The following is a 25,224-nucleotide window of genomic DNA, read 5'->3' as shown; positions in this document are numbered from 1 at the left end:
TTCAAGTCTTTATATATATCTGCGAATCTCTCCGCAGACCCCACTTTCACCCCCATCTACGGAAGGAATAGCCATGACCACACACAGCTACCGATGCGAAAAATCCACCAACGCACTTCGGCTCCGCAAAGCGAAAGAAATCCGCGAAGACCTCGAAGAAATCGCCACTACCCCCAACAATGATGAAGGCATTGCGCACCTCGTCGATGGATTCGGCATCTCCCCCGCCACTGCAATGGCATACATCAACTCCATCCAGCTGATCGAAACACATGCCCCCGCACTCTACGCCTATTTCTACGAGCAAGCCCTGTTCCCCATCGAGCACATCGTAGGCTTTTGCAAACCACTATTGGCCATCACGCCGAAGCAGCTTGAGACAATTCAAGACCAACTGATTGAATCACTCAAACCCAACAAACAAGACCAACTGATTCCTCAGCCAGGCTCACTTCGCTCCCGAGTTGCCCGCCTTCTCCCGCAGCTAGTCGAAGGCTATACCCCACCTGTGAAAAAACCACGTCGCCAAGGCATCAGCATGCGCCTTGACAAGGCGCACAACTGGCACTTCACCGGCATCTTGCCCGAACAGTCCATCGCCCCGATCCTCAGCCACATTCACGCAGTATCCACACATTTTTCATGGACGCCAACCCAAGCATTCGAAAAGATTCTCATTGACTATTTAGGGTCACGCAACACCGCAACGATCCTAGAAAAACTCACCCAAACCCACAGCACAAGCACCTTCACCGAGACTTCTACGCAGCTTGAAGCATCCCCACTCACCCCCACCGACCACTCCTCCCCAAATAGAAAACATGACAACACCTTGGAATCAACGACAAGCATGAGTGCGTAAAGAACAAGATCCTCTGTCAACTCTAAAGGTTGCCCTCTAGAACGAGCAGTAATTAGATTTTGCGAATATTTGTCCCTACAGTGTCTGTATGCTTTCTGCACTCGTAACTGGGTTTACCGCCACCTTGGCTCTCATTGCGGCTATTGGCGCCCAATCCTCCTACGTACTCCGCCAAGGCATTCTGCGCGAACACGCAGTTTTAGCAGCATCCGTCTGCGTCATCGTCGATGTACTCTTCATCGCAGTCGGCGTCGCAGGGGTAGGTGCGCTTATCCAATCGATTCCTTGGTTGCTCACTGTGTTCCGAATTCTCGGTGCCATCTACCTTCTTTGGCTTGCCTCACACTCGTTCCGCAGATTTTATCGGCCCCAAACACTCGGGGAGATGGATCCGAAACTCCGACGCCCAGCACCTCAAGTGCTCAAAGACATGCTGGCGATCACCTTGCTCAACCCAGGAATGTATGTTGATCTCATGCTTATCGCAGCACTCGCGAACGCCTTCGAAAGCAACCGTTGGTGGTACTACGTTGGTGGAATTGGAGCTTCCGCCACGTGGTTCTATGGAATCGCAACGGCAGGTGTACTTCTTACCCCACTTTTGCGTGGACGACGTGCATGGCAGCTCCTTGAATTATTCACCGGCTGCGTCATGGTGTTCGTCGCATGGCATCTTTGTTTACCACTGTTGACAAGCCACTAGGACACCCTACTGAGATTAAGCGCCGTCACACGGCATGTTTCCTCATGCGTTTTTTGCGAGACTAAAGGTGAAGCGCTCCCATAAGAACTAAAACAACACCGACGATATAGCCTGCAACCTTATTTACTCGTTCTTTGTTCGATCGCATCGCCTCAAAACCACGACCAACGGCTGAGTTTGGCTGCTTACGAACCATTCCCACCATGACTGCGGTCGCAAACGGCAGCGAAAGTGCAAGTGACGCGTAAAAAATCATGCCCACATAGCGGGTAGCCACTGAAAAATCACCAGCGCTCAAAACAGCAATACCGGCAAAAAATGGGGCCGAGGTCGCCGATTGCACGAGACCGAGTACAAAACCCGCAGCGAAAGTTTTCACAGTAGGGGTTTGTAACGGCGGCAGTAATTTGTTTGTGATCGCGGTGGTATCCCCACCACGAATCGTCATGCCAATGCTCATCAGACCAACAACGATCAGGATAATCCCAAAAGCTGGCGATTCCACCAGCTGTTTGATCGGTTCACCAATTCCATCAAAAACAAACATTGTTGCCAGCGCAAGGATAAATACGCCCATCCAGTCACCGGCAATCAGCAGCGTGGCAATCTTGGGATATTTGGCAGTACGTGGAAGCATGACGCCAATTGCTACAACAACTCCGATCAATAACACATTGAGAGAATCGAGCAACGCATACGTAACTGCATGAAGCATAAAGACAAGCTTTCGTTAAACAACACTGGACAACTCACCCTGTAGAAAGTGAGATACAACGTTTGAAGAAATTATGGACACAACCAAGCTTCGTTAAGACTGCCACAATGCAGCCCCATTTTCGACCCTTATGAAGTCTATCCTTTCGATGACCGCTCCGCGTTACTGTGTCTCACTACCCCCGAATGCGCCGTACCTAGTGCTTTAAATGACATTTCTACCCCCATTCCAAACACCTAAGTCCGTTTATCAACTAACATGACGGGGGGTGAATCACAGCTATGACCGCGCAGGTAGTGCACCATATGTGTTACTTTCACTGCAAAGTTCAGGCTGTGTGTCTTTCACTGTCTCCCCCGACCTCGGCGGGAACCATACTTATTTTTGAATCACCTTATATTAAGGATCGGACTTAGCTCATGGCTCAGGACTGGAACGAAAAACTCGAATCCGCCCAGAAGATGCTCCCTTTGATCGGCAAGCTGCACCGCACCAACAACGTGGTCACTTCCGTTTTTGGCCGCCTGCTTATTGATGTCACCGACATTGACATCATCAAAGCCCACCGCTACTCGCGCCTCGCTACTGATAAGGAACTGTCCCCACAAGACACCCTTCCGGTTTTGGAGGCGCTTTCTGATTTAGAGCTGGGTACGGCGTCCATCGACTTGGGGCGTTTGGCCGTCAAGTACGCTGAGGTGGGTGGCGATCTCACCGAATTCCTGAAGAACGAGTTGGCTGAAGTTATCGGCACTGGCGCTGACGTTGAATCTCGCGACGTCGTCCTCTACGGCTTCGGTCGCATTGGTCGCCTGCTTGCCCGTATTCTCATTTCGCGTGAGGCTGCCTATGGCTCCGTGAAGCTGCGTGCTGTTGTCGTGCGCAAGAATGGCGACAAAGACCTCCAGAAGCGCGCGTCTTTGCTACGCCGCGACTCAGTACACGGCGCTTTCAACGGCACCATCACGGTCGACGAAGAAAATAACGTGATTTGGGCTAACGGAACCAAGATCCAGGTCATTTACTCCAACGACCCAGCATCTGTCGATTACACCGAATACGGCATCAACGATGCAATTGTGGTGGACAACACCGGCCGTTGGCGTGATCGTGAGGGTCTGAGCCAGCACTTGCAGTCAAAGGGTGTATCCCGCGTAATTCTTACTGCCCCTGGTAAGGGGGACTTGAAGAATGTTGTTTATGGTATCAACCACACCGACATTACTGATGAAGATGCGATCATCACCGCCGCATCGTGCACTACCAACGCAATCACCCCTGTGCTCAAGGTAATCAACGATCACTACGGCGTGAAGTATGGACATGTGGAAACTGTTCACTCATTCACCAACGACCAGAACCTGATCGATAACTTCCACAAGGGTGAGCGTCGTGGACGCGCAGCCGGCTTAAACATGGTTTTGACCGAAACTGGTGCTGCAAAGGCTGTGTCTAAGGCTCTTCCTGAGCTGGAAGGAAAGCTCACCGGCAACGCTATTCGCGTTCCTACCCCAGATGTTTCCATGGCAGTTTTGAACCTGACCTTGGAAAAGGAAACCACCCGCGATGAGATCAACAAGCTGATGGATCAGGTTGCGTTGCATTCCAACCTGCGCCAACAGATCGCCTACATTCACTCCCCTGAGGTAGTCTCCACCGACTTCGTTGGTACTACTCACGCAGGCATTGTTGATGGTCTGGCAACCATTGCAAATGGAAATCACCTTGTTCTCTACGTGTGGTACGACAACGAATTTGGTTACTCCAACCAAGTTGTCCGCATTGTTGAAGAAGTAACGGGTGCTCGCCCAAAGGTTCTTCCTGCGCGTATCGACCAGCGTGAGCTGTAAGAAACACAAATAGATAAAGGTGGGGCTGATATTTATCAGCCCCACCTTTAACCCTTGCAAGTTTTATGCGAATGCGAGCACTCCACCAAGAGTGACAAGCATGACTACAAGCGGGATGATAACAGTAACCACTGCAACATCTTTGTAGCTTTGTCGATGGGTCATTCCACACACAATCAGCATCGTCAAGATGGCACCGTTATGCGGGAGGGAATCAAAAGAGACCGACGCCATGGCGGTAAGTCGGTGCATGATCTCAAGATCAATGCCTTGAGCAATTGCCATATTCTTTAACTCTTCACCGAATGCCGCTAGCGTAATAGACAAACCACCCGAGCTAGATCCGGTAATACCTGAAATAACGGCTGCTGACATGGTCGATACTGCCAGTGCATTCTCCGAAATGGAAAAAATACCTTCTTTAACAGCAGCGAATGCAGTCAGCGACGCGACTACTGCACCGTAGCCTACCTCTGAAGCTGTGGTGAAAACCGGTAAAACTGCATTCTTTGCACCATCAGAAAGCTCGTTGAACAATCGCGCGATTTCGTTAAACTTCATCAGGAATATCAAAATGATCGCGGTTGCAAGACCTACCACAACGGACCACACACCAATTACTTGATCAAGTTTGACTCCACCGAATTTCTCTTCTGCCAGGTAAGAGAAATCAAGTTTCTTTGAAATGACGTATACGAACAAATAGTTCATTGAAATCACCACAACGATAGGGAGTAAACCCAAAAAACCACGCACAGCGACATTACCTTCGGAAGCCGTGCTGTGTGCATTATGCGAATGAGATTCATCATGATCGGCGTTTTCAGCAGCAATCATTGCAGCCGTTACCGAGCCTTTTCCTGATGCAGGAGCTTCGTTGAGTCGGCGAATTCGAAATTCAAGCCACGCCATTCCCAGCACAAACATGGCCACGGCCGCAACTAAACCAATACCCGGCGCGGCGTAAGAATTTGTGCCGAAGTATTTTGTGGGGATGACGTTGTGGACTTGTGGAGATCCAGGCAGGGCCGCGAGTGCGAATGTGATTGTTCCGAGTCCGAGTGCTGCGGGCATGAGACGTCGTGGGATTCCTGCTGAGCGGAAGAGTTCGACTGCGATAGGGACGATACTAAAGGCGACGACCCATGCTGAGACTCCCCCGTAGGTGAGTAGTGCTGTCGCAATGACAGTTGAGAGCATTGCTCGTTTGGGGCCGAAGAGTTTGGTGATTCCGCGTGCTAGGTCAACTGCAAGGCCGGAGGATGTCATGAGTTTGCCGAATATTGCTCCCGCAAGAAAAAGCGGGAAGAAGCTGACGATGAATTTTCCAAGCGCTGGCATGAATATTTGGGTGTATGTTGCCAGCAGTGGTGCTCCAGAGAAAATCAGGGCAACGAATGCGGCGATGGGTGCTACGAGAACAACGGAGTGTCCTCGATATGCCAGTCCCATCAAGACGAACAAGGAAAGCACGATGCCAAAAAGTGCTAGGGCCATGCGTTCACCTCTTTTCACAACTAGAAGTACGGTACAGGTGATTATCGTACTATCAAGCTTGCCCACAGTGCGCACATTTTGAAAAGAAATACCTAGCCATGAGATATTTTTTAAAAAAAACCTGTGAGATATTTAGTTCGTATCAAAACTATAAAGATTCAAAGCATGTACAATGCCACAGGCCTAAGATGTCGCCTTTTGCCAAAATTTGCACGTCAGTGACCCCACTTACATATACTAATGGGAAGCGACGTGCGCCATAGGCATATTAGTTGCGTTCAATCTGTTTTCTCAGCAGTCTTCACATTTGTAAAGAAGGGATCGCTATCGGTGAACGCCTTCCGGCTTGGTACCCGACACATTTCCGACCGTCCACCAGTCATGGTGTAGAGAGCTTTTCATCATCTCAGTTGGCGCATTTTTTCAAGCGCTCTTTCATGCATATCTTCTCCCCTTTTTCGATGAAGGAGTTATCTTTACTATGGCTACTGATGCCTATACCCCCGTTTCCAATGCCTCCGATCTTGATGGAGTTGTCGATGCCGCAGTTGCTCGCGCGAATGAATGGCTTCGTTTAACCCACGAAGATTCTAATAAGAAGGAGGCTGCGGCTACTGAACAGCTGGCAGCATTGGTGCGAGACGAAGATGGCATTGCTTTTACGATGGGCTTTGTTGATCGTGTCGCACGTCCTGTTGATAATGCAGTGGCTTCTAAAGAATTATCGAAATTGGCTTCGCCTGTGCGCGGAAAGAAGTTGCCAAGCTTCATTGGCCAAGTCGATAAAACGATGGTCGCTGCTGGTTCGCTCGCTGCCCCGCTTCTTCCGAATGTTGTGATGCCGCTGGCGCGTAAGCGTCTGCGACAAATGGTCGGTCATTTGGTTCTTGACGCCGAGGGCAAAGCGTTGAACGCAAAGCTTGATGAGGCAAAAGAGCGTGGCTACCAGTTGAACCTTAATTTGCTCGGTGAAGCTGTGCTCGGGGAGCAGGAGGCGAAGAATCGATTAGAGCGCACGAGGCAGCTGCTTCAGAATCCTCGCGTTACTTATGCCTCGATCAAGGCTTCGAGTGTGTGCGCGCAGTTGAATCCATGGGATATTGAGGGCAATACGCAGCGTTTGAAGGATCGTCTCCGCCCGTTGTATCGGGAAGCAAAGAAGCGTACTCCTCATGCCTTCATCAATTTGGATATGGAGGAGTATAAGGATCTGCATCTAACCATCAAGCTCTTTACCGAGCTGATGATGGAAGATGAGTTTTTGGATCTTGAAGCTGGCATCGTATTGCAGGCCTACTTGCCGGACACGTTTGAGGCGCTCGTTGAGTTAGCGGATTTCGCTTCCCGACGTCGACAAGCTGGCGGCGCAAAGATCAAGATTCGCCTTGTCAAGGGCGCAAATCTCTCCATGGAACGTGTTGATGCGCAGCTGCATGATTGGCCGCAAGCTCCGTATTTAACAAAGGAAGACGTGGACGCCAATTACATCCGCCTGCTCGATTATATTATGCAAAAAGAGCATGCCGATAACGTTCGTATTGGTGTGGCCAGCCATAATTTGTTTACAGTTGCCCTGGCAGTTGAATTGGCTGCGGTGCGGGGTGTTGAGCAACAGCTTGATATTGAAATGTTGCAAGGCATGGCTCCTGCTCAGGCTCGTGCGGTGCACAAGGTTGTTGGTGGCCTAATTCTGTATACCCCAGTGGTGCATGCTGAAGATTTCGATGTGGCTGTTTCCTATTTGGTCCGCCGATTGGAGGAAAACGGGGAGAAGCAGAACTTCTTGCATGCGCTGTTCTCCCCTGGTTCGGAACCCATGGCTGATCAGCAGCAGCGTTTCCGTGACGCGGTGGCTGCTCGGTGGTCTACTTTTGCTGGACCTAACCGTACCCAGAACCGTTTGGTGGAGTCTGGTGCTCAATCGGGTACTTTACCTGGGCGGTTTGTGGGTGAACCGGATACCGATCCATCTCTTGCGCACAACCGTCAGTGGGCGCAGGAGGCATTAGCAAGCGATCCTGGCACTGTTTCGTCACCGCGAATTTCAGATGTCGAAGTTATTGATGCTGCGGTTTCGCAGGCTGTGAAGCAGTCCGAGTCGTGGTCTGCGCTTTCGGGTGAGCAGCGTGCTGAGGTACTTACACAAATGGGTCATGAGCTTGCCCGCGATCGGGGCACGCTTTTAACTGTGATGGCTCACGAGTCGGGTAAGACTGTTGCTGAGGCTGATCCCGAGCTTTCGGAAGCAATCGATTTTGCGATGTATTATGCGCAGTCAGCTCGTCAGCTTGATCAGGCACATTCGAAGTTCACTCCTTTTAAGGTGGTCGTGGTTACCCCGCCGTGGAACTTCCCTGTTGCTATCCCGCTTGGTGGTGTTTTTGCAGCTCTAGCTGCTGGCGCTGCCGTGATTATTAAGCCTGCCCCTCAAGTTGTTCGGTGCGCAGAAGTGGCTTTGGCTGCGATTCATCGTGCGTGCGATGCTGCTGGCGTTGATCGGGATATTGTTCAGCTTGTCAATGCAGATGAAGCTGATGCTGGTCGCGCTTTGGTATCGCATCCGGACGTGGATTCTGTGATCCTTACTGGAGCATCGGAAACTGCTCGCCTTTTCCGTTCGTGGAAACCAACAATGGTGCTGAATGCTGAGACTTCAGGCAAGAATGCCATTATCGTCACCCCGTCTGCTGATCCTGACCTAGCGGTTGCGGATGTGTATCGTAGTGCGTTTGGTCATGCCGGCCAGAAGTGTTCTGCTGCCTCCCTTGTGATTTTGGTTGGTAGTGTCGGAAAGTCGCAGCGTTTCCTCGATCAGCTTATCGACGCCACCAAGACGTTGAAGGTTGGTTACGGTACTGATATTTCCACCACGATGAATGGACTGATTGAGCCACCTGGTGAAAAGCTACTGCGTGGGTTGACCACCCTTGAGCCTGGTGAGCGGTGGCTGGTGAAGCCTGAAAAGTTGAATGAGGAAGGTACACTGTGGAGCCCTGGTATTCGCGATAATGTGCAGCCTGGTTCTTGGTATCACACCCATGAGTGCTTCGGCCCTGTCCTAGGGATTATGCGCGCGGATTCGCTAGAGGAAGCTATTGAGTTCCAGAATTCGACAGGTTTTGGCCTGACCGGTGGCCTCCATTCGTTGGATGAGGAGGAAATTGAGTACTGGACGCAGCATGTGGAAGTCGGAAACGCTTACGTCAACCGTGGTATTACGGGTGCAATCGTCGAGCGGCAATCGTTTGGCGGTTGGAAGGATTCGGCTATCGGTACTGGGGCGAAAGCAGGCGGGCCAAATTATGTGGCCCAACAAGGTCGCTGGGAGGATGGGGATCTCTCCCAGATCCCACCGACGTCTCTTGAACCAAAGATTAAGCGAGCGCTGCTTGCTGCGTGTTCTTCAGCAGAGTTGAGCCAGGAAGACCAACAGTGGCTGCACGCTGCGATGCATTTGGATGCTCTTGCGTGGCGGGAAGAATTTGGTGTAGAGCATGACCGCACCGCGTTGGTGTGCGAGTCCAATGTGTTCCGTTATCGCCCGCTTCTTCAGCCACTTGAGATTCGTATTGGTTCCGATGCTCAGTTGCGCGATATCGTGCGTTTGTCCCTTGCAGCTGAATTGACTGGTTCACCCATTCGTTTCAGTGCTGCACCCGAAATTGCCACAGATCTGGCTGCACAAGGTATTACGGTGGATTCAGTCGGAGGCTTGGACTTCCTTGATGAAATTCGACATTCTTCTGGTCTCCGCATTCGCACGGTAGGTAGTGTTGATGACGCTGTGTATGCTGCTGCTGCGGAATCTAACTCGGTAGTGATTGATGGTCCGGTGCTTGCTGATGGTCGTCGAGAACTCCTCTCCTTCCTTATGGAGCAAGCCGTGGCGACTACTCGCCACCGCTTCGGTGTGATTAATAAACACTAGGTCTACGTCCAAAGCTGGTGGATGGTGCAATTTCGCACCATCCACCAGCTTTTTCATTTAACTATATTGCAGGTCAGGGTATATAAATGCAGCTGGCATCTGAAGGTTTGTACTGCACGCACTGCAGAAGCTGAGAAAGGCCGGTAGCCTTTAAGATTGGACCAATACGTTAATAAGTAAAGTTGAGAATTTATGACTGGTATTCGTGAATCGAAGAAAGCTGCAACACGCCGAGCGATGGCTTCGGCTGCTGCTGAAATTGCTAGTAGTTCGGGTATCGAAGCAATGAGCGTCGCCGCGATCACTCACAAGGCCGGTGTTTCCCAACGAACTTTTCATAACTATTTCCCAGTCAAAGAAGATGCCGTCGTCGAGTTTGTGATCGAGTGCGTAGATGATCTTTTGACCACAGTGGACGCCACAAATAACCCTACGGTGACCTCCTTGGTTGAGGCTGCAGTTTTGGTGCACTTAGACGTACCAGATGAGCAGTTGAATTCGTTTTATTCCCTTCGCGCTCTTCGCAAACAGTTTAATCTCCACGCACGTGATCGCTATGTGATCAAGACCAAGCAGCTACGTCAAGTAGTCCTTGAAAGAGTTGCCCAGCTGTATCCCGATTTACCCCCGCTAGCAGTGCATGCCCAACTAGCCGGTGCGGTTGCTGTTGCAAATACTGCATTGCGTTACTATTTCATTTACCACCATTCTGATGGCCCAGACAAGGCTAAAGAACTAGTCACCGAAGCCTTCAACCAGCTCCGTTCCTGATATCACTATTTACTTCTCACTTTCTTGGAGGTCACTTAAGTGGCTGTCGCGCTTTCTTCACCCACAAGTGTGGATGATGTACTCAACGATGGATTCCTCTCATGCCTGCGCCGAGACGAAGGGCTTTCTCGCTTTTGCGGTGAGAATATCCATATTGGATTTGTTCGAAACGACGCTGGCTATAGTGTCACGTTGTCGGGGAACAAAAGATCAGTGGAAGTCACTGGCACGATCATTGGAACGCTCAGTGCTACACGTGATTGTCTTGAGTGGTTAGAGCCTTACCCACAATTTGAGTTCCTCGACACTGCTTCCCCCGATTCTGCACTTCAGGCTGCCCAAACTATTTTCGGGCCCGGAAATCTCTACCTCGTGCCCCATGACGATGGTTCAGCAGACATCGTGATTGTGTCTTTCGAGCAACAGCCGCATCTGCTGCTCGATCTGAAAGAAACCCTCATTCGTGGCATTGCTCGTCTGCCTAAAGAACTCAGCCTTGAGCGCGCCCTCCTCGGCTTTGCCGCCTTGGAGAATCTACCTGTCAGTGTGTCCGACGCAACGATTGCCTTTGACCGCAACATTGTCGTGGATCTTCAACAGCGCCGGATAGTTTCCCCACTTGATATTCATCAGGTTGTTGCTGATTCTTTCTACCTGAGTGTTGAACACCAACTATTCTTTGATGGTGTTCATGGTAACGCCCGCGTTTCTTTTGATGCAACAACCTCGACTGCCACCGTTACTACCAATCAAGGATCTTTCCAATCGCATGGGATCATTGTGGCCTACATTTCCCATGGACGTTGGTCTTTCGCTTATGGTTCAAATCCGAAACTTCAGCGCCTTTACCAATTCGCACACGAGTTTGCCATCCCCGAGCTTCTTGAATCCACCACGGTGGACAACGCTCAGACGCTAGGCCTTGACCATGCAGCAAAACGGATCCTTCGACACTGGACCCATGTGTTCATCAATGTGTCCCCCGATACCAATGCACTACTTCTACTCGATGCCCCGCAGCTTCGACTCCCCGCCCCTAGCCCCCACGCGCAACAAGCAGTGTGGGCTGTAGCTCTACCTGCATCTGTCGATGCTGAGCGTGCCCGCACTGCTTATTCTGAACTACGCGGAATTTAAAAACTAACCCCGCACAATCGCCCGATATTTCTTAGGATCCACCGACTCCACGGTCGGTGGATTCCAGGAAGCATCACGTGCTTTATCCACAAGAACAGCGCGAACGCCTTCCACAAAGTCAGGCTCGATACGAATAACCTCACCCAATTTGCGCTCGCATTCCAATTCCTCGCGAATATCTGAGCATTCTGCTGCAACTGCCATTAACTCCGTTGCAGCAACCAAGGCAGATGGGCTTGACGCTGCAATATGCTCATACACCATGTTTGCGAAAGACTCGTTTCCATGATTCTTCACCGCATCGAGTACCTGAGGCCACGAACCGTGCACAAAGGTTGCTTCGATATCATCGATCCATTTCGCCAGTTCTGATTCTTCAGCAACCTCGGTGGCATAGTCAGAAAGGGCAGCGTCAATTCCTTTTTCAATGATTGCTTGGCGCAACGATTCCATATTTTCGGACGAAACGAAATCAGTCGCAACACCTGACCACAGCATATCCGCAGGGGACAAACGCCAACCGGTAGTCACTAAGAACAGTGCAAGCGCTGGTGACGCGTATCCTTTGCCCCCGACCATGCGCTGCAGCATGAACGGAACTCCTACATCTGGGATGTAAGCAATTGCCATTTCCGGCATCGCAGCGAACGCCTTCTCACTGACCACACGATGAGACCCGTGAACTGAGATCCCTAAACCACCACCCATAGCCACGCCGTCGATAAGCGCAATATAAGGCTTTGAGAAGTGATGCAGATCACCGTTCATTTTGTATTCGTCAGCGAAAAATTTATCAGCCAACTCAGGGGTACCGCTTTGTACAGCATCTCGCGCATAGCGAACATCCCCACCGGCACAGAACCCTTTGGGCGAGTTCGAATACACAATTACCTGGGAAACCGCATCGTCATCTGCCCACGCCCGCAAGCACTCATCGATAACGTCGATCATCTCTGGGTTCAGTGAATTAAGTGCGCGTGGTCGATTCAACTCCAACACACCAGTGCCGTTCTCAACACGGCTAATAATGAGCTTCTCAGAAAAATCCGTCATTCCCCAAGTGTTGCACATCACTGATTAGCTCGCCACCCTTTTCCGATCACAAAAATTAGATGCAACCAGTTTTCACATTTTCGCATCGCATTGCCCTCGCAGAGTAGGGTAATTGTTCAGCAACTCCCATCAACACGATAAGAAAAGGGTGCACATATGACGATCACTCAGGAATTCAAGCTAGTCGTCTCCGACATGGACGGCACCCTTCTCGACGAAAACCACCAAATCCCCGACGATTTCTGGCCCATCCTGCGCCGTATGCACCAGCAAGGCATCGCCTTCGCCCCCGCATCTGGGCGACAGTTGTACACCCTGCTCAACCAGTTCGAGCTCGCCGAATGCCCACTATCAGTGATCGCAGAAAATGGGACCGTCATTTACCACCATGGCGAAATCATCTCCACGACCACAATCGACCAGCACAGCACTCACAACATCATCGATTTGGTCGAATCTCACCCCGAAATCGACTGGGGACTCGCACTGTGTCGCACCGATGGAGCCTTCGTCAGCCGCACCGATGAACAATTCTTAAGCGAAGGCACGCGATACTATGCGCGACTAACACACATCAAAAATCTTCACGACGCCGTCAACGACCAGGTCATCAAACTTGCTCTCTACAGTTTCGAGGACGTTCAACTACGCGCTGAATCGCTGCTGCGCGAAGCCACCGACAACCTTGCTATCGCGGTATCTGGCAAGCACTGGATCGATGTCATGAACCAAGAAGCCAACAAAGGTCGCGCACTAGAAACACTCGCAACCCACATGGGAATCAACATCAGCGAAACTCTCGCATTCGGCGACTACCTCAACGACTTTGAACTCATGCAAACCGCAGGTACAACATTTGCCATGGAAAACGCCCACCCCAAACTCAAAGAAATAGCCGATCACATTGCCCCGACCAACACCGCACACGGTGTGGTCACGACCTTGGATCGGCTATTCCCAGAGAACTAAAACTCTCGCATTCTACTTTTCAAGCTTCGACGCTACATCCGGAACATAACGGAAATCTTCCTTAGGAGGACGCTCATAGTCACGCTCAGACTGTGGGCGCTCTGGGATTTCAGGGAGAGGACGATCAATCTTTTCATAAGGAATCGACGACAAAATGTGGTTAATCACGTTAATGCGTGAACGCTTCTTGTCTTCGCTCTCCACAATGTGCCACGGCGCCGAAGGAATATCGGTGTGAATAAACATCTCGTCTTTCGCCCGTGAATAATCCTCCCAACGGGTAATCGACTGCAAATCCATCGGCGACAATTTCCACCGACGCAACGGATCATTCCGGCGAGATTTAAACCGAGCAATCTGTTCTTCGTCAGACACAGAGAACCAGTACTTGAGCAGCATAATCCCATCTTCCACGAGAAGGCGCTCAAAAATAGGGGCTTGGTGCAAGAACCGGCGATACTCCTGGGATGTACAAAAACCCATCACCCGCTCAACACCAGCGCGGTTGTACCACGAGCGATCAAAAATGACGATCTCACCCTTCGTTGGCAGCTTTTCCACATATCGCTGGAAATACCACTGCCCCTGCTCCCGTGAGTTCGGGGCAGGCAAAGCCTCAATACGACAGGTACGAGGATTCAAATACTGAGTGATCCGCTTAATCGCAGAGCCCTTACCAGCAGCATCACGGCCCTCCATGAGGATAACCACTCGCGCACCAGTCTCAACAACCCACTGTTGCATATCAACGAGTTCTGCTTGGAGTCGCTTCAGCTCATCCTCATAAGCCTTCTTCTTCAATGATTTCGGCTTCGAGGAGTCGGCTTTCTTCTTTTTCTTCGACATGCCTACAAATCTAGCGCGATTATCCCCCCACTGCAGCGCTTTTCGACGCCCTATCCCCGCAGATGAGGGCGTCGACTAGCAAAAACTTCAGTCAACCCGAAATTCCGCCATACGATCCCACTCAACCTTACCCGGGATCAGCGTATTGATAATCGTCGGAGTCTCCACCAAATAGGTAGGAATCTCACGACACGCACGCTGGAAATGCTCACTACCCACATGCGCTTCAGCCCCATCGTCATGGAAACCCTCGACCAAAATAAACTCAGCAGAATTTTCTGGATCCACATACCACTCAAAGAAAATATTTCCTGCTTCCGCCCGAGTCGCCTCCGTATACCAACCGATATCGTCGAGGAAAGACTCAGCACACTCTGGGCGCACCTTGAACTTCACATTAATCAAAATCATGAAGCCCATTCTAACCCAGCCTAACCCCACAGAATAACCCCCACAGCACCAATCCGCATCCCCACATCCGCCCACACCCCAAAAACTGTGGATAACTAGCCCGCTTTTCAAGTTATCCACAAAAAACACCGCGCCACAACACGCATCTGTTGCACAACCGCACAAACCCACCTAACGTCCGAACTATGAACCCCCTCCAAGAAGCACTCACCCAACGCCTACGAAACGAGGCGCAACTTCTTGAGCTCATCAGCACCACAAACCCCAAAAAAGAAGACCTCGCCCGCTGGGGAGGATTCTCGGAGAAAACCGCAGCCCGACTACTCTGGATCACCCGCACGCTACCCACCTGGGTATTCCACACCGCTGCGCGCACCCACCACATCGGTATCGCAGCCCTCGATGCCATCGCATCGGGCATCAACAAACTCTGCAACCCCGACGTCGATAAGCATGCCCTCATCCGCGACTACCTCACCCACGCTGACACACTCAGCGTCACCGAACTCGACGCCCACATCCGCACCCACCTCAATCAACTCAACAAAAACCACACCATCCCCCGCAAAGCACGACTCGCATTCAACGCCAACCCCGACGTCAACGGACACTGCTTCCTCCAAGGAGCAGGCCCAGCAGAACTCGTCGCCCAAATGCGCACCATCCTCACCCGCGACGCAGAAGAAATCCGACGCGCCCACCCCAACACCGACATGAAACTCTCCGAAGCCATGTTCAGCGCGCTCGCACACAAAATCCTCTCCGAACGAAACACCGACAACAACCACGACCCATACCTCCCCTACCGCCCCTGCTACGTCATCGCCTGCGACCCCACACTGCGCTACCACAGCGACGGAAAAGTCATCACCACCGACGGCTCACTCATCAACCTCACCGACATCGTCAACCAAGAAACCAGCACATACGGCTACGCCATCGCCTACACCCTCACCGAAGGCGGCGACTACGAACACGCCGGAACCTGGGGACTCGAACGATTCTTCAACAACCACCAACGATTCATCGCCACCATAGAAAACCCACTCTGCGCCCACCCCGGCTGCAACCGCCCCGCCACCAACTGCCAAGGACACCACATCCACGCATGGTCGCACGGCGGAGCGACCACAAACTGGAACCACGCACCCCTCTGCGCCCCACACAACGCCCAAAACGACGACACAAACACCCACCACAACGGACGCATCGAACGCTGCCCCACCACCGGAATACTCGGACTCAAACGCCACCCCACAAGCGAACTACAATTCAACAACCTCCCCGTCGCACGCAAAGGCATCCGACGCTGGCTCGCCCAACTCAAACAAAACGAATAAACCCCCACACCCCACCAAGCCTTGCAGCACCCCACACGCTGCAAGGCCACACAGGCATGCCTGAAACTAGCCCTCCAGCATCTCCCCCAACTCCATCCACTCCATCTCCAAGGCATCCACCTCATCGCGCACCGATTTCGCCTCTTCTCCGAGAGAAGTCAGCCTCGCAACATCCGTCGCGCAGTCAACCATCTCTTGCTCCAAGGAATTAAGCGTGTGCCGAAGCTTATCCATCTTCCGCTCAAGGGCCTTCATATCTTTCTCAATACGGCGCTGTGTTGCTGAATCGAGCCCTGACTTTTCCTCTGGCGCTTTTTTCTCCGAGGATTTCTCGGAGAAGTTAAATGCGCCTTGCGGTTGCGCCGCTGCTTGAGCTTTGCGGGTAGCGAGGTATTCTTCGATTCCTCCTGGCAGGTTGGTTAATTTTCCGTCACCGTAGAGTGCCCATGTGGTGTCTGCGATGCGTTCGATGAGGTAGCGGTCGTGTGAGATGACCACAAGTGTGCCGGCCCAGCCGTCGAGGAGTGATTCGAGTTCTTGGAGGGTGTCGATGTCGAGGTCGTTGGTGGGTTCGTCGAGGAGGAGAACGTTGGGTTCGTTCATCAGGACTCGTGTGAGTTGGAGTCGGCGTCGTTCGCCACCGGAGAGGTCTCCGACTGGGGTGCGTTGGCGTTTTGCGCTGAAGCCTAGTCGTTCGGCGAGTTGTGATGCTGAGAGTTCTTTTTTGCCGAGTTGGATGTAGCTGGCGACTTCTTCGACGGCGTCGATTAGCCTGAGTGTGGGGTCGAGGTCGTCGAGTTCTTGTCTGAGCCATCCTAGCCGGACGGTGCGGCCTTCGATGCGTTTTCCTTCTGCGAGGGGGTGTGCACCGGCGAGGGTTTTCAGGAGGGTGGTTTTGCCGGAGCCGTTGACGCCGACGAGGCCGATGCGTTCGCCGGGGCCGAGTCGCCAGGTGAGGTTGTTGACGAGTTCGCGTCCGTCTGGGGTGGTGATGGTGGCGTCTTCAAGTTCGATGACGACTTTGCCTTGGCGTTGTTTGGCAAAAGCCATGAGTTCGACACTGTCGCGTGGTGGTGGGACGTCGGCGATGAGTGCTTCTGCTGCTTCGATGCGGTATCTGGGTTTGGAGGTGCGTGCTGGTGCGCCGCGGCGGAGCCATGCGAGTTCTTTGCGGGCGAGGTTTTGGCGTCGTTGTTCGGTGGCGTCGGCTTGGCGTGCGCGTTCGGCGCGTGCGAAGGTCCAGTCGTTGTAGCCGCCGTCGTAGGAGTCGACGCAGCCGTCGTGGACTTCCCAGGTTTTGGTGGCGATGGTGTCGAGGAACCAGCGGTCATGCGTGACAACAACGATGGCGATGTTGCGTTGGAGGAGGTAGTCGGCCAGCCACTGCACACCTTCGATATCGAGGTGGTTGGTGGGTTCGTCGAGGATGATGAGATCAAGTTCTTTGACGAGGGCTGCAGCGAGGTTAACGCGGCGACGCTCCCCGCCGGAGAGGGAGCCCACCTTTGTGTCGAGTCCGAGTTGCGCTACCCCAGTCCCGGAGAGGACGTCGCGTACTTTTGCGTTGGAGGCCCATTGGTAGGTTTCGAGTTCGAGTGGGGCGAGGACGATGTCTGCGATGGTGGCGTTGTCGTCGAGTTCGGCGCGTTGGGTGACAATGGCCATGCGTAGTCCGGTGTTGTGGCTGACGCGTCCTGAATCTGGGGGTTCGATTCCGGAGAGGACTTCGAGCAGGGTGGTTTTTCCGCCGCCGTTAAGCCCGACGACTCCGATGCGGTCGCCGGTTTGGATGCCGAGGCTGACGCCGTCGAGTAGCGTTTTCAGCCCGAATGTTTTGGTGACGTTTTCGAGGTTGATCAGGTTCGCCATTGTTTAGTCTTTCAGGGTTGCGCCCGCTGCTGGGCCGGTGGTGACGGTTGCTTTGCCGATTGTGGTGAGTTCGTTGGCTACTTCGAGGGCACTTTCGGCGCTGTCGCATAGGAAGGCGCAGGTGGGGCCGGACCCGGAGACGATGCCTGCGAGTGCCCCGGCGCGTGTGCCGATTTCGAGGGTGCGGCGCAGTTGTGGTTGTAGGGAGAGTGCGGCTGCTTGCATGTCGTTGTGCATCGCGGCTGCGAGCGTGTCGACGTCGCCACGAGCGAGCGCTTGTTGTACTGCTGTTGTGTCGAGGTGTGGGGTGCGGGAGTTGAGGGTGTCGAGTTTGCGAAAGACTTCTGGGGTTGATAGTCCTTCGGCGGCGAAGGCGAGTGCGAAGTGGTAGGTGCCGCGTGTGAGTACTGGGGTGAGTTCTTCGCCGCGTCCGGTGCCGAGTGCGACCCCTCCGAGAAGTGTGAAGGGGACGTCGGAGCCGAGTTGGGCGCCGAAGTGCATGAGTTGTTGTTTGCTGAAGTATCCGCCGAGTAGTTCGTTGGTGGCGATCATGGCGGCTGCGGCGTCGGCGCTTCCTCCTGCCATGCCTCCGGCGGTGGGGATGCCTTTGTGTATTTTGAGGCTGATTCCCGGAGAGGGGATGTTCGTTTCGGCGTGGTGTGTGTCGAGGATGAGTTGTGCTCCGCGCCAGGCGAGGTTGGTGTTGTTTTCGGGTACGCCTGGGGTTGGGCAGGTAAGTTTGGTGACTCCGTGTCCTTCGGTTTCTGTGAGGGTGAGGGTGTCGTGGAGTGCAAGGGAGCAGAATATGGTTGAAAGGTCGTGGTAGCCGTCGTCACGCAGCGTGCCGACGCCGAGGTGGAGGTTGATTTTTGCGTGTGCGGTTGCCTGAATTTCGCGCATGTTTCTTAGTGTCCTGCTTGTGCGAGGGTGACGTAGTCGTTGACGCTGAGTTTTTCACCTCGAAGGGTGGGGTCGATGCCTGCTGTGGTGAGTGCGTGTTCGGCTTGGGCTGCGCTGCCGTAGTGTCCGGCGAGTGCTGCGCGCAGTGTTTTGCGGCGTTGGAGGAAGGCGGCGTCGACGATGGGGAATACTGTGGTGCGCAGTTCTGGTGGGTAGGGGCGGGTGCAGTCGATGCGTACGAGCCCGGAGTCGATTTTGGGGGCGGGCCAGAAGACGTTTTTGCCGATGTTTCCGGCTTTGCGGACGTTGCCGTAGAAGGAGGCTTTGACGCTGGGGACGCCGTAGATTTTGGTGCCGGGTTGTGCGGCGAGTCGGTCGGCGACTTCGGCTTGGACCATCACGAGGACGCGGGTGATGGTGGGGAAGGTTTCGAGGAGGTGGAGTAGGACGGGGACGGAGACGTTGTAGGGCAGGTTGGCCACGAGCGCGGTGGGGTTGTCGATGTCGTCGGCGGTGATTGTGAGTGCGTCGCGGCCGATGATGGTGAGTTTGTTGCTTAAGTGTGGGGCGCGTTGGGCGATGGTTTCTGGGAGTTGCTTAGCCAGCCTGGGGTCGATTTCTACTGCGGTGACTTTTTCGGCTTCGTCGAGTAGGGCGAGGGTCAGTGAGCCTAGCCCTGGCCCTACTTCGATGACGTGTTGGCCGCTGCCGTCTTCGAGGCCTGCTGCTGCCACGATCATGCGAACGGTGTTCGGGTCGTGGAGGAAGTTTTGCCCTAGTTTTTTGGTGGGTGAAACGTCCAGTTTGTCCGCGAGTTGGCGGATTTCAGCAGGGCCGAGAAGAAAGTTGTCCATGGGTAATTAATCTACCCTGCGTCTTTAGCCTTTCACTAACTTTATTTCCATGCTGGGTTGTGCTCGAAGGCGAATCGGTAGTAGTCGGCGTGTTCGAGTTTGCTTGCGGCTGCTTCGTCGACGATGAGGGTGGCTTTGGGGTGCAGTTGGAGCACGGAGGCGGGGCATACGGCTGCCAGTGGGCCTTCGACTGTGGCGCAGATGGCGTCGGCTTTGCCTTCGCCGGTGGCTAGAAGGAGGAGGTGTTTGGCTTCGCTAATGGTGCCGAGTCCTTGGGTGAGTACGTGGATGGGTACTTCTTCTGGGGAGTCGAAGAAGCGGGAGTTGTCTTCGATGGTTTGTGGGTGCAGGGTTTTGAGTCGGGTACGGGAGGTGAGTGCGGAGCCGGGTTCGTTGAAGCCGATGTGGCCGTCGGTTCCGATTCCGAGTAGTTGGATGTCTACTCCCCCAGCTTCTTTGATGGCGTGGTCGTAGGCGATTCCTGCGGCCGGGATGTCGTCGGCGGTGCCGTCGGGGCTGTGGACGTGTGCGTCGTCGATGTCGATGTGGTTGGTAAATTCGCGGCGGATGGTGGCGTAGTAGCTTTGGTCGTGTTCTTTGGCTAGGCCGACGTATTCGTCGAGGAGGAAGGCTTTGGATTGTGCGAAGCTTAATCCTTCTTCTTTGTGGCGGCGGATGAGTTCTGTGTACATGGCTACTGGGGTGGAGCCGGTGGCCAGGCCTAGGGTGGCGCCTTTTCGGGCGTATTGTTCGAAGATGTCGGCGGCTAGTTGTGCGACGTCCTCGGCGGTGGGCAGGATGATGATTTCCATGAATGTGGTTGTCTTTCTTAAGTGATGAGGTTTCCTAGGCGGTAGACCTCGGAGATGGTCAGTGTGTCAGACATGATGATGAAGTTGGCGTCTTTGCCTACTTCGAGCGCACCGGCGTTGGTGCCCAACAGTGTGGCTGCGTTAGTTGTGAGGAGGGGGATCATGTCTTCGAGTTCCCAGCCGCAGCGTAGGTGTCGTTGGAGTTGGTCGTGCAGGACGGAGGTGCCGCCTGCAATAGCGCCGCCTTCGGTCAGGCGTGCTACTTTGTTGTCGACGGTCACGGGTAGTGCGCCCAAGATATAGGAGCCGTCGCCGAGTCCGGCTGCGGCCATGGCGTCAGTGATGAACATGGCGTGGCGTGGGGCGGCGTTTCGTACCATGTTGACGATGTCGTCGTCGAGGTGAACGCCGTCGGCGACGAGTTCGACTGTTACTAGCCCCTGGGTGGCGGCGTCGAGAAGCGCTGTCGCTGCCCCTGGGTTGCGGTGATGTATCTGGGGCATTGCGTTAAACAGGTGGGTGGCGGTGATGGTTGCGCCGCGTTCGAGGGCGTAGGAGATGATGTCCCAGCAGGTGGTGGAATCTGCGTCGGTGTGGCCGAGGGAGACGATGATGTTGCGCTCGGCGCAGATGTCGACGAGTGCGCGTGCGTTGGCGGTTTCGGGGGCGAAGGTGATGGAGCGGATGTGTCCGCGGCCACGGTCGGCGATTCGTTCGAGCATGTCGGGGTCGCCGGGGATGATGGCTGCGGGGTCTTGGGCGCCGCATTTGCATATGTTCACAAACGGGCCTTCGAGGTGGATGCCGAGGATTTCGCCTTCCTCGGTCAGGTCCGCAAGGATTTCGGTTTGTTTCAGCAGGACGTTTTCGGTTGCAGAAACGAGCGAGGCGAGCATGCTGGTTGTGCCGTTGCGTGCGTGGAAGCGCGCTGCTTTGCGGCATCCGTCGAGGTCGGAGGTGGGGAATGATTCCCCTGCCCCGCCGTGGTTGTGGATGTCGGTGTAGCCGGGGACGATCAGCGGTAGGTCACCGGTGTCTTCGCGTGGGTGAATGTGGGTGATCACACCGTCGGTGACGGTCATGTCGCTGGCGGTGATGCCGTCGGCGGTGACGATGCGGCCGGAAAAGTGGGTGGACATGTGCGTTCTTTTTAGAGGGTGGTTCGTGCAAGATAGGCAGCGCCCACGAGTGGGGCGTTGGTGCCGAGTGTTGCTTGGTTAACGGGGATGTCGCTTAAGGAGTCGAGTAGTCCGGAGTAAAATCCGTCGCGGAAGGGTTTTAAGGTTTCTGGTAGTGTGCCTACTCCCCCGCCGAGGATGACTGCGTCGACATCATAGGCGTTGACGAATCCGGCAATTGCTTGTCCGACGCAGTACTGTGCGCTGTCAAAAAGCGTGATTGCCTTGTCGACGCCGTGACGATAGTCCGCCATCACTTCATGCAGGCTGGGCGCACCGTAGGCTTCGGACATGCTTGGCCCGGCACCGACGCTTTCGATGGGGGCGCAGCCACCAAAGGGGGTGGGGCCTAGCAGGTAGGCTATTTCGCCGCGGCTATAGTGCGGGGAGTCGATGAGGTTTCCGTGTGTGATCAGTGCGCCACCGATGCCGGTGCCGATGGAGACAAACAAGACTTCTGTGAAGTCGCCTGCACCGTAGATGGCTTCGCCGAGCCCCATGACGCGTACGTCGTTGTGGATGGCGGTGGGGTATCCGGTGGCGTTGTGGATGTGGGTATACAGGTCGGTGCCGGCCCAGCCGGGCATGGTGGATCCTGCGGAGAGGATTTTTCCGTGTCCGACAACTCCGGGTGCGCCGATTCCGATGCGGCTGATGCTGTGGTTATGGGTGCGAGCGTAGTCTTTAATATCGGCGATGGCGTGAAGTATTTCGCCAAGGACGACCTGTGCGCCTTCGTCGGCGCGGGTGGGGCGGGTGTGTCGGTGGTAAACGGTTACGGGGTCGGTGTCGAGGATGAGACCGGCGGCGATTTTGGTGCCGCCGATGTCGAGTGCGATGGTGGCCATGGTTGTGGTGGGGGTGTCTTTCGTTGGGGAAAAACCTTTTAGGTGTCAGAGTTTTCGAGTTTTGCTACGAGTTCTCTCAAAGGGAGGTAATGTTGGTGGACTGCGTGGCGGAATGCTTCGACGTCGCGGGCGTCAAGTGCGCGGACCATGTCGGCGTGAAATTCGATGGTGCGCTCGTAGTCGGCAGAGACATCGAGGTTGAGCGTGGGTACGGTTTGGTCGTGGATTTGCCAGAGTGCATCCGAGAGTTCGCGGATGAGGGTATTTGAGGTGGGTTCGAGCAGGAGTGCGTGGAATTGGCGGTCTTCTTTGGCGAAGTTGCCGTGGTCTTCGAAGCTGGAGCGCATGTTGGCGACCACGCTGAGTAGTTCGCCTAGGGTTTCGGGGGTGTGTACTTCAACTAGTTCGCGTGCCAGGGAGGATTCGAGTGCTTCGCGGGTTGCTACTACTTCAAGTAGGTGGCTGGCGGAGTTTTGGGTGTCGAGGGTCACGCGTAGCACCATGCCGCGTACGAGCGGGCTCATGCTCATGGTGGAGATGAAGGTGCCTTGTCCTCTGCGGATTTCGACGATGTCGAGGGATTGCAGGGTGCGCATTGCTTCGCGGACGGAGCTGCGGGAGCAGTCGAGTTCTTCACACAGGGTTGTTTCCGAAGGCAGGACGTCTCCTCGACGAAGGCCATGGTCGCGGATGTAGCGCTCGATTCCTTCGACGGCTTGCTGGGTGGTACTTGGAGCCATGGGAGCTCATCCTTTCTCATTCTTCGGAGGTTTTGAGGTGAGGTAAAGGCGTTGTTTACAGGGTCTTTACCCGTTGTTACTTTTCAGTCTAGCGAACCTCACCTTCGGCTTTGTGTGGTGTATGCTCTCTTATCCTTGTGTAATAGCTTCTGTAAACCAGCGGGTGATGGTGGTGGGGTGGGTGATCGCGGTGCCTACACAGGCTGCGTGGATGGGTCGTGCGAAAACTTCGGCGAGGTGTTGGGGGGTGTGGATGCGCCCTTCGACGATGATGGGTGTCGTGATTTTCTCGCAGAGCAGGTCGACGAGTTCGAGGTCGGGGCCTACAGTTTTCTCCCGCTCGCCGGTGTATCCGGCCAGTGTGGTGCCGATGAGGTCGGCGCCTGCGTCTTCGGCTTTGAGTGCGTCATCGAGGCTTCCGCAGTCGGCCATCACTGCGACTCCTGGGAATTCGTGGTGCAGTGCTGCAACGGCGTCGGCAAAGCTTTCCCCGCCGAGTCGTTCACGTGAGGTGGCGTCGATGGCGACGATGTTGGCTCCGGCCAGCGCGCAGGCCCTGGCGTGGGCTGCGGATGGGGTGATGTAGACCCCTTCGTGGCCGTATTTGATCAGCCCGATGACAGGGACTTCCACTGCTTGGCGGGCAGCGGAAATATCGACGACTCCTTGGACGCGAACAGCTTTGGCCCCACCTTCCACGACTGCTTGGCACATGCGTGCGGTGACTTCTGGGGTGCGCAGGGGCTCGCCGGGGTAGGCCTGGCAGCTGACGATGAGGCCTTTAGCTTGGGCGATAATACTTGCGCGGTCAGTTGAATTACCTGTGCTCATGAGTAGTTCCTTGAAGAAGGTGGGGGGTTTTAGCTTGTCGACGCCGTGGTTACGGCAAGGTGTGAGCGTGCGGTTAGAGCACGTTGTTGGCGCGGAGAATCTCGGCGATCTTGTCGACCGCGTCGCCGCTTTGGGTGCGCACCGGCGCTGGCATGGTGTTGCTGTTAAACACGCCTTGCAGCATCAGTGCAGTTTTGAAGCTGCCTACACCGGCGCCGAATCCTTGAAGGTCGGTGGGGGCGAAAACGATCCGCATGATATCGGCGAGGCGGTCTTGTTCGCTTTTGACGGTGTCCCAGTCCCCTGCTTGGTAAGCATTCCATTGGCGCACATAGCCTTCGGGATCGATATTGCCAAGTCCAGGGACACAGCCATCGGCACCGGAAAGGTAAGCGCCGTCGACCACAACCTCGTGTCCGGTGAGGATGGTCAGTGGGTGGCCTGCGCGTTCGTTGTCTTGAACGAGGAAGCGGAAGGAGACGTCATCCCCGGAGGAGTCTTTCACACCTGCAAGAACACCTTCTGTTCCCAGTTTCACCAGCAGGCTGTGCGGGAGTTTGGTGTGCACGCACACGGGAATGTCGTAGGCGAACAGTGGAAGGTCAACGGCCTCGTGGATGAGTCTGAAGTGGCGTTCGACTTCTTCCATTCCTTGCAGCGCATAGAACGGAGCGGTGACCACAATCGCGTCTGCGCCGAGTTCTTTGGCAACCTTGGCGTGTTCGATCACGCGGTTGGTTTCGGTGTCGATACAGCCGACGATCACTGGTACGCGCCCTGCGTTGAATTCGATGGCCGCTTCGATGATTTCTTTGCGGCGCGCATCGGTGGAAAAGACCACTTCGCCGGAGGAGCCGAGCACGAACAGCCCGTGGCATCCGGCGTCGATAAGCTTGTCAATCAGCCGCTTGTAGCTGTCACGGTCGAAGGAGCCGTCTTCATTCAGCGGGGTTACCAGTGGAGGAACAACGCCACGAAAATCTGGGTGAACGGAAGTCATAAGTACACGCTTTCTCACGAATGTGGTGGGTTAGAGGGAAATGGGAGGGACAGGTCCCCTCCCCGATCCCCCTCGTGACTATATAAAGGCACAAGGGGGAGATTATGCAG

22 protein-coding genes are annotated in these 25,224 nt (G+C 54.4%); 8 read left to right on the top strand and 14 right to left on the bottom strand.

Annotated elements, in window-relative coordinates:
* The first annotated feature begins 73 nt into the window (after positions 1-73).
* Positions 74-862: a hypothetical protein gene (locus CFELI_RS03955; RefSeq protein ID WP_277105191.1), complete on the top strand. Its 789-nt coding sequence runs from the start codon at positions 74-76 to the stop codon at positions 860-862.
* 88 nt (positions 863-950) lie between these two features.
* On the top strand, positions 951-1,565 hold the full coding sequence (locus CFELI_RS03950) for a LysE/ArgO family amino acid transporter (RefSeq protein WP_277105192.1): 615 nt from the start codon (positions 951-953) through the stop codon (positions 1,563-1,565).
* 61 nt (positions 1,566-1,626) lie between these two features.
* Here CFELI_RS03950 and CFELI_RS03945 read toward each other — a convergent pair whose 3' ends face one another.
* Entirely contained in the window at positions 1,627-2,280 is a 654-nt protein-coding gene (locus CFELI_RS03945; RefSeq protein ID WP_277105193.1) for a GAP family protein, read from the bottom strand.
* Between the two features lie 419 nt (positions 2,281-2,699).
* Between CFELI_RS03945 and CFELI_RS03940 the strand changes: the two genes are divergently transcribed.
* Positions 2,700-4,130: a glyceraldehyde-3-phosphate dehydrogenase gene (locus CFELI_RS03940; RefSeq protein ID WP_277105194.1), complete on the top strand. Its 1,431-nt coding sequence runs from the start codon at positions 2,700-2,702 to the stop codon at positions 4,128-4,130.
* Positions 4,131-4,193: 63 nt separating this feature from the next.
* On the opposite strand, the gene CFELI_RS03935 is transcribed toward CFELI_RS03940, so the two are convergent.
* Positions 4,194-5,627, bottom strand: coding sequence for a GntP family permease (locus CFELI_RS03935; protein ID WP_277105195.1), 1,434 nt, complete (start codon positions 5,625-5,627; stop codon positions 4,194-4,196).
* 481 nt (positions 5,628-6,108) lie between these two features.
* Between CFELI_RS03935 and CFELI_RS03930 the strand changes: the two genes are divergently transcribed.
* From CFELI_RS03930 to CFELI_RS03920, 3 genes are all read left to right on the top strand, one after another.
* Positions 6,109-9,555 carry a bifunctional proline dehydrogenase/L-glutamate gamma-semialdehyde dehydrogenase gene (locus CFELI_RS03930; protein ID WP_277105196.1) on the top strand — a complete coding sequence of 1,149 codons (3,447 nt, stop codon included), beginning with the start codon at positions 6,109-6,111 and terminating at the stop codon, positions 9,553-9,555.
* Positions 9,556-9,747: 192 nt separating this feature from the next.
* On the top strand, positions 9,748-10,326 hold the full coding sequence (locus CFELI_RS03925) for a TetR/AcrR family transcriptional regulator (protein WP_277105197.1): 579 nt from the start codon (positions 9,748-9,750) through the stop codon (positions 10,324-10,326).
* 213 nt (positions 10,327-10,539) lie between these two features.
* Positions 10,540-11,463: a DUF6882 domain-containing protein gene (locus CFELI_RS03920; RefSeq protein WP_290259511.1), complete on the top strand. Its 924-nt coding sequence runs from the start codon at positions 10,540-10,542 to the stop codon at positions 11,461-11,463.
* A gap of 3 nt (positions 11,464-11,466) precedes the next feature.
* On the opposite strand, the gene CFELI_RS03915 is transcribed toward CFELI_RS03920, so the two are convergent.
* Positions 11,467-12,516: an enoyl-CoA hydratase/isomerase family protein gene (locus CFELI_RS03915; protein ID WP_277105199.1), complete on the bottom strand. Its 1,050-nt coding sequence runs from the start codon at positions 12,514-12,516 to the stop codon at positions 11,467-11,469.
* A gap of 156 nt (positions 12,517-12,672) precedes the next feature.
* On the opposite strand from CFELI_RS03915, the gene CFELI_RS03910 reads away from it, so the two are divergent.
* Positions 12,673-13,485: an HAD family hydrolase gene (locus CFELI_RS03910; RefSeq protein ID WP_277105200.1), complete on the top strand. Its 813-nt coding sequence runs from the start codon at positions 12,673-12,675 to the stop codon at positions 13,483-13,485.
* Between the two features lie 12 nt (positions 13,486-13,497).
* Here CFELI_RS03910 and ppk2 read toward each other — a convergent pair whose 3' ends face one another.
* Positions 13,498-14,331, bottom strand: a complete 834-nt coding sequence (gene ppk2, locus CFELI_RS03905) for a polyphosphate kinase 2 (RefSeq protein WP_277105201.1) — start codon at positions 14,329-14,331, stop codon at positions 13,498-13,500.
* 87 nt (positions 14,332-14,418) lie between these two features.
* Entirely contained in the window at positions 14,419-14,742 is a 324-nt protein-coding gene (locus tag CFELI_RS03900) for a putative quinol monooxygenase (protein ID WP_277105202.1), read from the bottom strand.
* Positions 14,743-14,927: 185 nt separating this feature from the next.
* Between CFELI_RS03900 and CFELI_RS03895 the strand changes: the two genes are divergently transcribed.
* Positions 14,928-16,082: an HNH endonuclease signature motif containing protein gene (locus tag CFELI_RS03895; protein ID WP_277105203.1), complete on the top strand. Its 1,155-nt coding sequence runs from the start codon at positions 14,928-14,930 to the stop codon at positions 16,080-16,082.
* A 66-nt stretch (positions 16,083-16,148) separates the two neighbouring features.
* On the opposite strand, the gene CFELI_RS03890 is transcribed toward CFELI_RS03895, so the two are convergent.
* From CFELI_RS03890 to CFELI_RS03850, 9 genes are all read right to left on the bottom strand, one after another.
* A complete protein-coding gene (locus tag CFELI_RS03890) occupies positions 16,149-17,951 on the bottom strand; it encodes an ABC-F family ATP-binding cassette domain-containing protein (protein ID WP_277105204.1) in 1,803 nt (600 codons plus the stop codon).
* Positions 17,952-17,954: 3 nt separating this feature from the next.
* On the bottom strand, positions 17,955-18,851 hold the full coding sequence (locus CFELI_RS03885) for a 4-(cytidine 5'-diphospho)-2-C-methyl-D-erythritol kinase (protein WP_277105205.1): 897 nt from the start codon (positions 18,849-18,851) through the stop codon (positions 17,955-17,957).
* A 5-nt stretch (positions 18,852-18,856) separates the two neighbouring features.
* Positions 18,857-19,705: a 16S rRNA (adenine(1518)-N(6)/adenine(1519)-N(6))-dimethyltransferase RsmA gene (rsmA, locus tag CFELI_RS03880; RefSeq protein ID WP_277105206.1), complete on the bottom strand. Its 849-nt coding sequence runs from the start codon at positions 19,703-19,705 to the stop codon at positions 18,857-18,859.
* Positions 19,706-19,746: 41 nt separating this feature from the next.
* Positions 19,747-20,517 (bottom strand): glucosamine-6-phosphate deaminase, encoded by a 771-nt coding sequence (gene nagB / locus CFELI_RS03875; RefSeq protein ID WP_277105207.1) that lies wholly within the window; start codon positions 20,515-20,517, stop codon positions 19,747-19,749.
* A 17-nt stretch (positions 20,518-20,534) separates the two neighbouring features.
* Positions 20,535-21,656: an N-acetylglucosamine-6-phosphate deacetylase gene (locus CFELI_RS03870; RefSeq protein ID WP_277105208.1), complete on the bottom strand. Its 1,122-nt coding sequence runs from the start codon at positions 21,654-21,656 to the stop codon at positions 20,535-20,537.
* 11 nt (positions 21,657-21,667) lie between these two features.
* Complete coding sequence (locus CFELI_RS03865; RefSeq protein ID WP_277105209.1) at positions 21,668-22,543, bottom strand: ROK family protein; 876 nt, start codon at positions 22,541-22,543, stop codon at positions 21,668-21,670.
* Between the two features lie 38 nt (positions 22,544-22,581).
* Positions 22,582-23,283: a FadR/GntR family transcriptional regulator gene (locus tag CFELI_RS03860; RefSeq protein WP_277105210.1), complete on the bottom strand. Its 702-nt coding sequence runs from the start codon at positions 23,281-23,283 to the stop codon at positions 22,582-22,584.
* A gap of 129 nt (positions 23,284-23,412) precedes the next feature.
* Entirely contained in the window at positions 23,413-24,114 is a 702-nt protein-coding gene (locus CFELI_RS03855; protein WP_277105211.1) for an N-acetylmannosamine-6-phosphate 2-epimerase, read from the bottom strand.
* 73 nt (positions 24,115-24,187) lie between these two features.
* Positions 24,188-25,114: a dihydrodipicolinate synthase family protein gene (locus CFELI_RS03850; RefSeq protein ID WP_277105212.1), complete on the bottom strand. Its 927-nt coding sequence runs from the start codon at positions 25,112-25,114 to the stop codon at positions 24,188-24,190.
* Positions 25,115-25,224 lie beyond the last annotated feature (110 nt).

It is taken from the genome of Corynebacterium felinum, assembly GCF_030408755.1.
In the GTDB taxonomy this organism is placed as follows: Bacteria; Actinomycetota; Actinomycetes; order Mycobacteriales; family Mycobacteriaceae; genus Corynebacterium; species Corynebacterium felinum.
Note: the sequence above shows the minus strand (reverse complement) of the source record. Positions and strands in the feature narration are given on the sequence as shown.

Excerpts from the sequence above, each read along its gene's own strand:
- CFELI_RS03850 (WP_277105212.1), bottom strand. The coding sequence starts at position 25,114 with ATGACTTCCGTTCACCCAGATTTTCGTGGCGTTGTTCCTCCACTGGTA.
- CFELI_RS03885 (WP_277105205.1), bottom strand. The coding sequence starts at position 18,851 with ATGCGCGAAATTCAGGCAACCGCACACGCAAAAATCAACCTCCACCTC.
- CFELI_RS03865 (WP_277105209.1), bottom strand. The coding sequence starts at position 22,543 with ATGGCCACCATCGCACTCGACATCGGCGGCACCAAAATCGCCGCCGGT.
- CFELI_RS03930 (WP_277105196.1), top strand. The coding sequence starts at position 6,109 with ATGGCTACTGATGCCTATACCCCCGTTTCCAATGCCTCCGATCTTGAT.
- CFELI_RS03895 (WP_277105203.1), top strand. The coding sequence starts at position 14,928 with ATGAACCCCCTCCAAGAAGCACTCACCCAACGCCTACGAAACGAGGCG.
- CFELI_RS03940 (WP_277105194.1), top strand. The coding sequence starts at position 2,700 with ATGGCTCAGGACTGGAACGAAAAACTCGAATCCGCCCAGAAGATGCTC.
- CFELI_RS03900 (WP_277105202.1), bottom strand. The coding sequence starts at position 14,742 with ATGATTTTGATTAATGTGAAGTTCAAGGTGCGCCCAGAGTGTGCTGAG.
- CFELI_RS03945 (WP_277105193.1), bottom strand. The coding sequence starts at position 2,280 with ATGCTTCATGCAGTTACGTATGCGTTGCTCGATTCTCTCAATGTGTTA.
- CFELI_RS03860 (WP_277105210.1), bottom strand. The coding sequence starts at position 23,283 with ATGGCTCCAAGTACCACCCAGCAAGCCGTCGAAGGAATCGAGCGCTAC.
- ppk2 (WP_277105201.1), bottom strand. The coding sequence starts at position 14,331 with ATGTCGAAGAAAAAGAAGAAAGCCGACTCCTCGAAGCCGAAATCATTG.
- nagB (WP_277105207.1), bottom strand. The coding sequence starts at position 20,517 with ATGGAAATCATCATCCTGCCCACCGCCGAGGACGTCGCACAACTAGCC.
- CFELI_RS03910 (WP_277105200.1), top strand. The coding sequence starts at position 12,673 with ATGACGATCACTCAGGAATTCAAGCTAGTCGTCTCCGACATGGACGGC.
- rsmA (WP_277105206.1), bottom strand. The coding sequence starts at position 19,705 with ATGGACAACTTTCTTCTCGGCCCTGCTGAAATCCGCCAACTCGCGGAC.
- CFELI_RS03890 (WP_277105204.1), bottom strand. The coding sequence starts at position 17,951 with ATGGCGAACCTGATCAACCTCGAAAACGTCACCAAAACATTCGGGCTG.
- CFELI_RS03925 (WP_277105197.1), top strand. The coding sequence starts at position 9,748 with ATGACTGGTATTCGTGAATCGAAGAAAGCTGCAACACGCCGAGCGATG.
- CFELI_RS03855 (WP_277105211.1), bottom strand. The coding sequence starts at position 24,114 with ATGAGCACAGGTAATTCAACTGACCGCGCAAGTATTATCGCCCAAGCT.
- CFELI_RS03915 (WP_277105199.1), bottom strand. The coding sequence starts at position 12,516 with ATGACGGATTTTTCTGAGAAGCTCATTATTAGCCGTGTTGAGAACGGC.
- CFELI_RS03955 (WP_277105191.1), top strand. The coding sequence starts at position 74 with ATGACCACACACAGCTACCGATGCGAAAAATCCACCAACGCACTTCGG.
- CFELI_RS03870 (WP_277105208.1), bottom strand. The coding sequence starts at position 21,656 with ATGTCCACCCACTTTTCCGGCCGCATCGTCACCGCCGACGGCATCACC.
- CFELI_RS03950 (WP_277105192.1), top strand. The coding sequence starts at position 951 with ATGCTTTCTGCACTCGTAACTGGGTTTACCGCCACCTTGGCTCTCATT.
- CFELI_RS03935 (WP_277105195.1), bottom strand. The coding sequence starts at position 5,627 with ATGGCCCTAGCACTTTTTGGCATCGTGCTTTCCTTGTTCGTCTTGATG.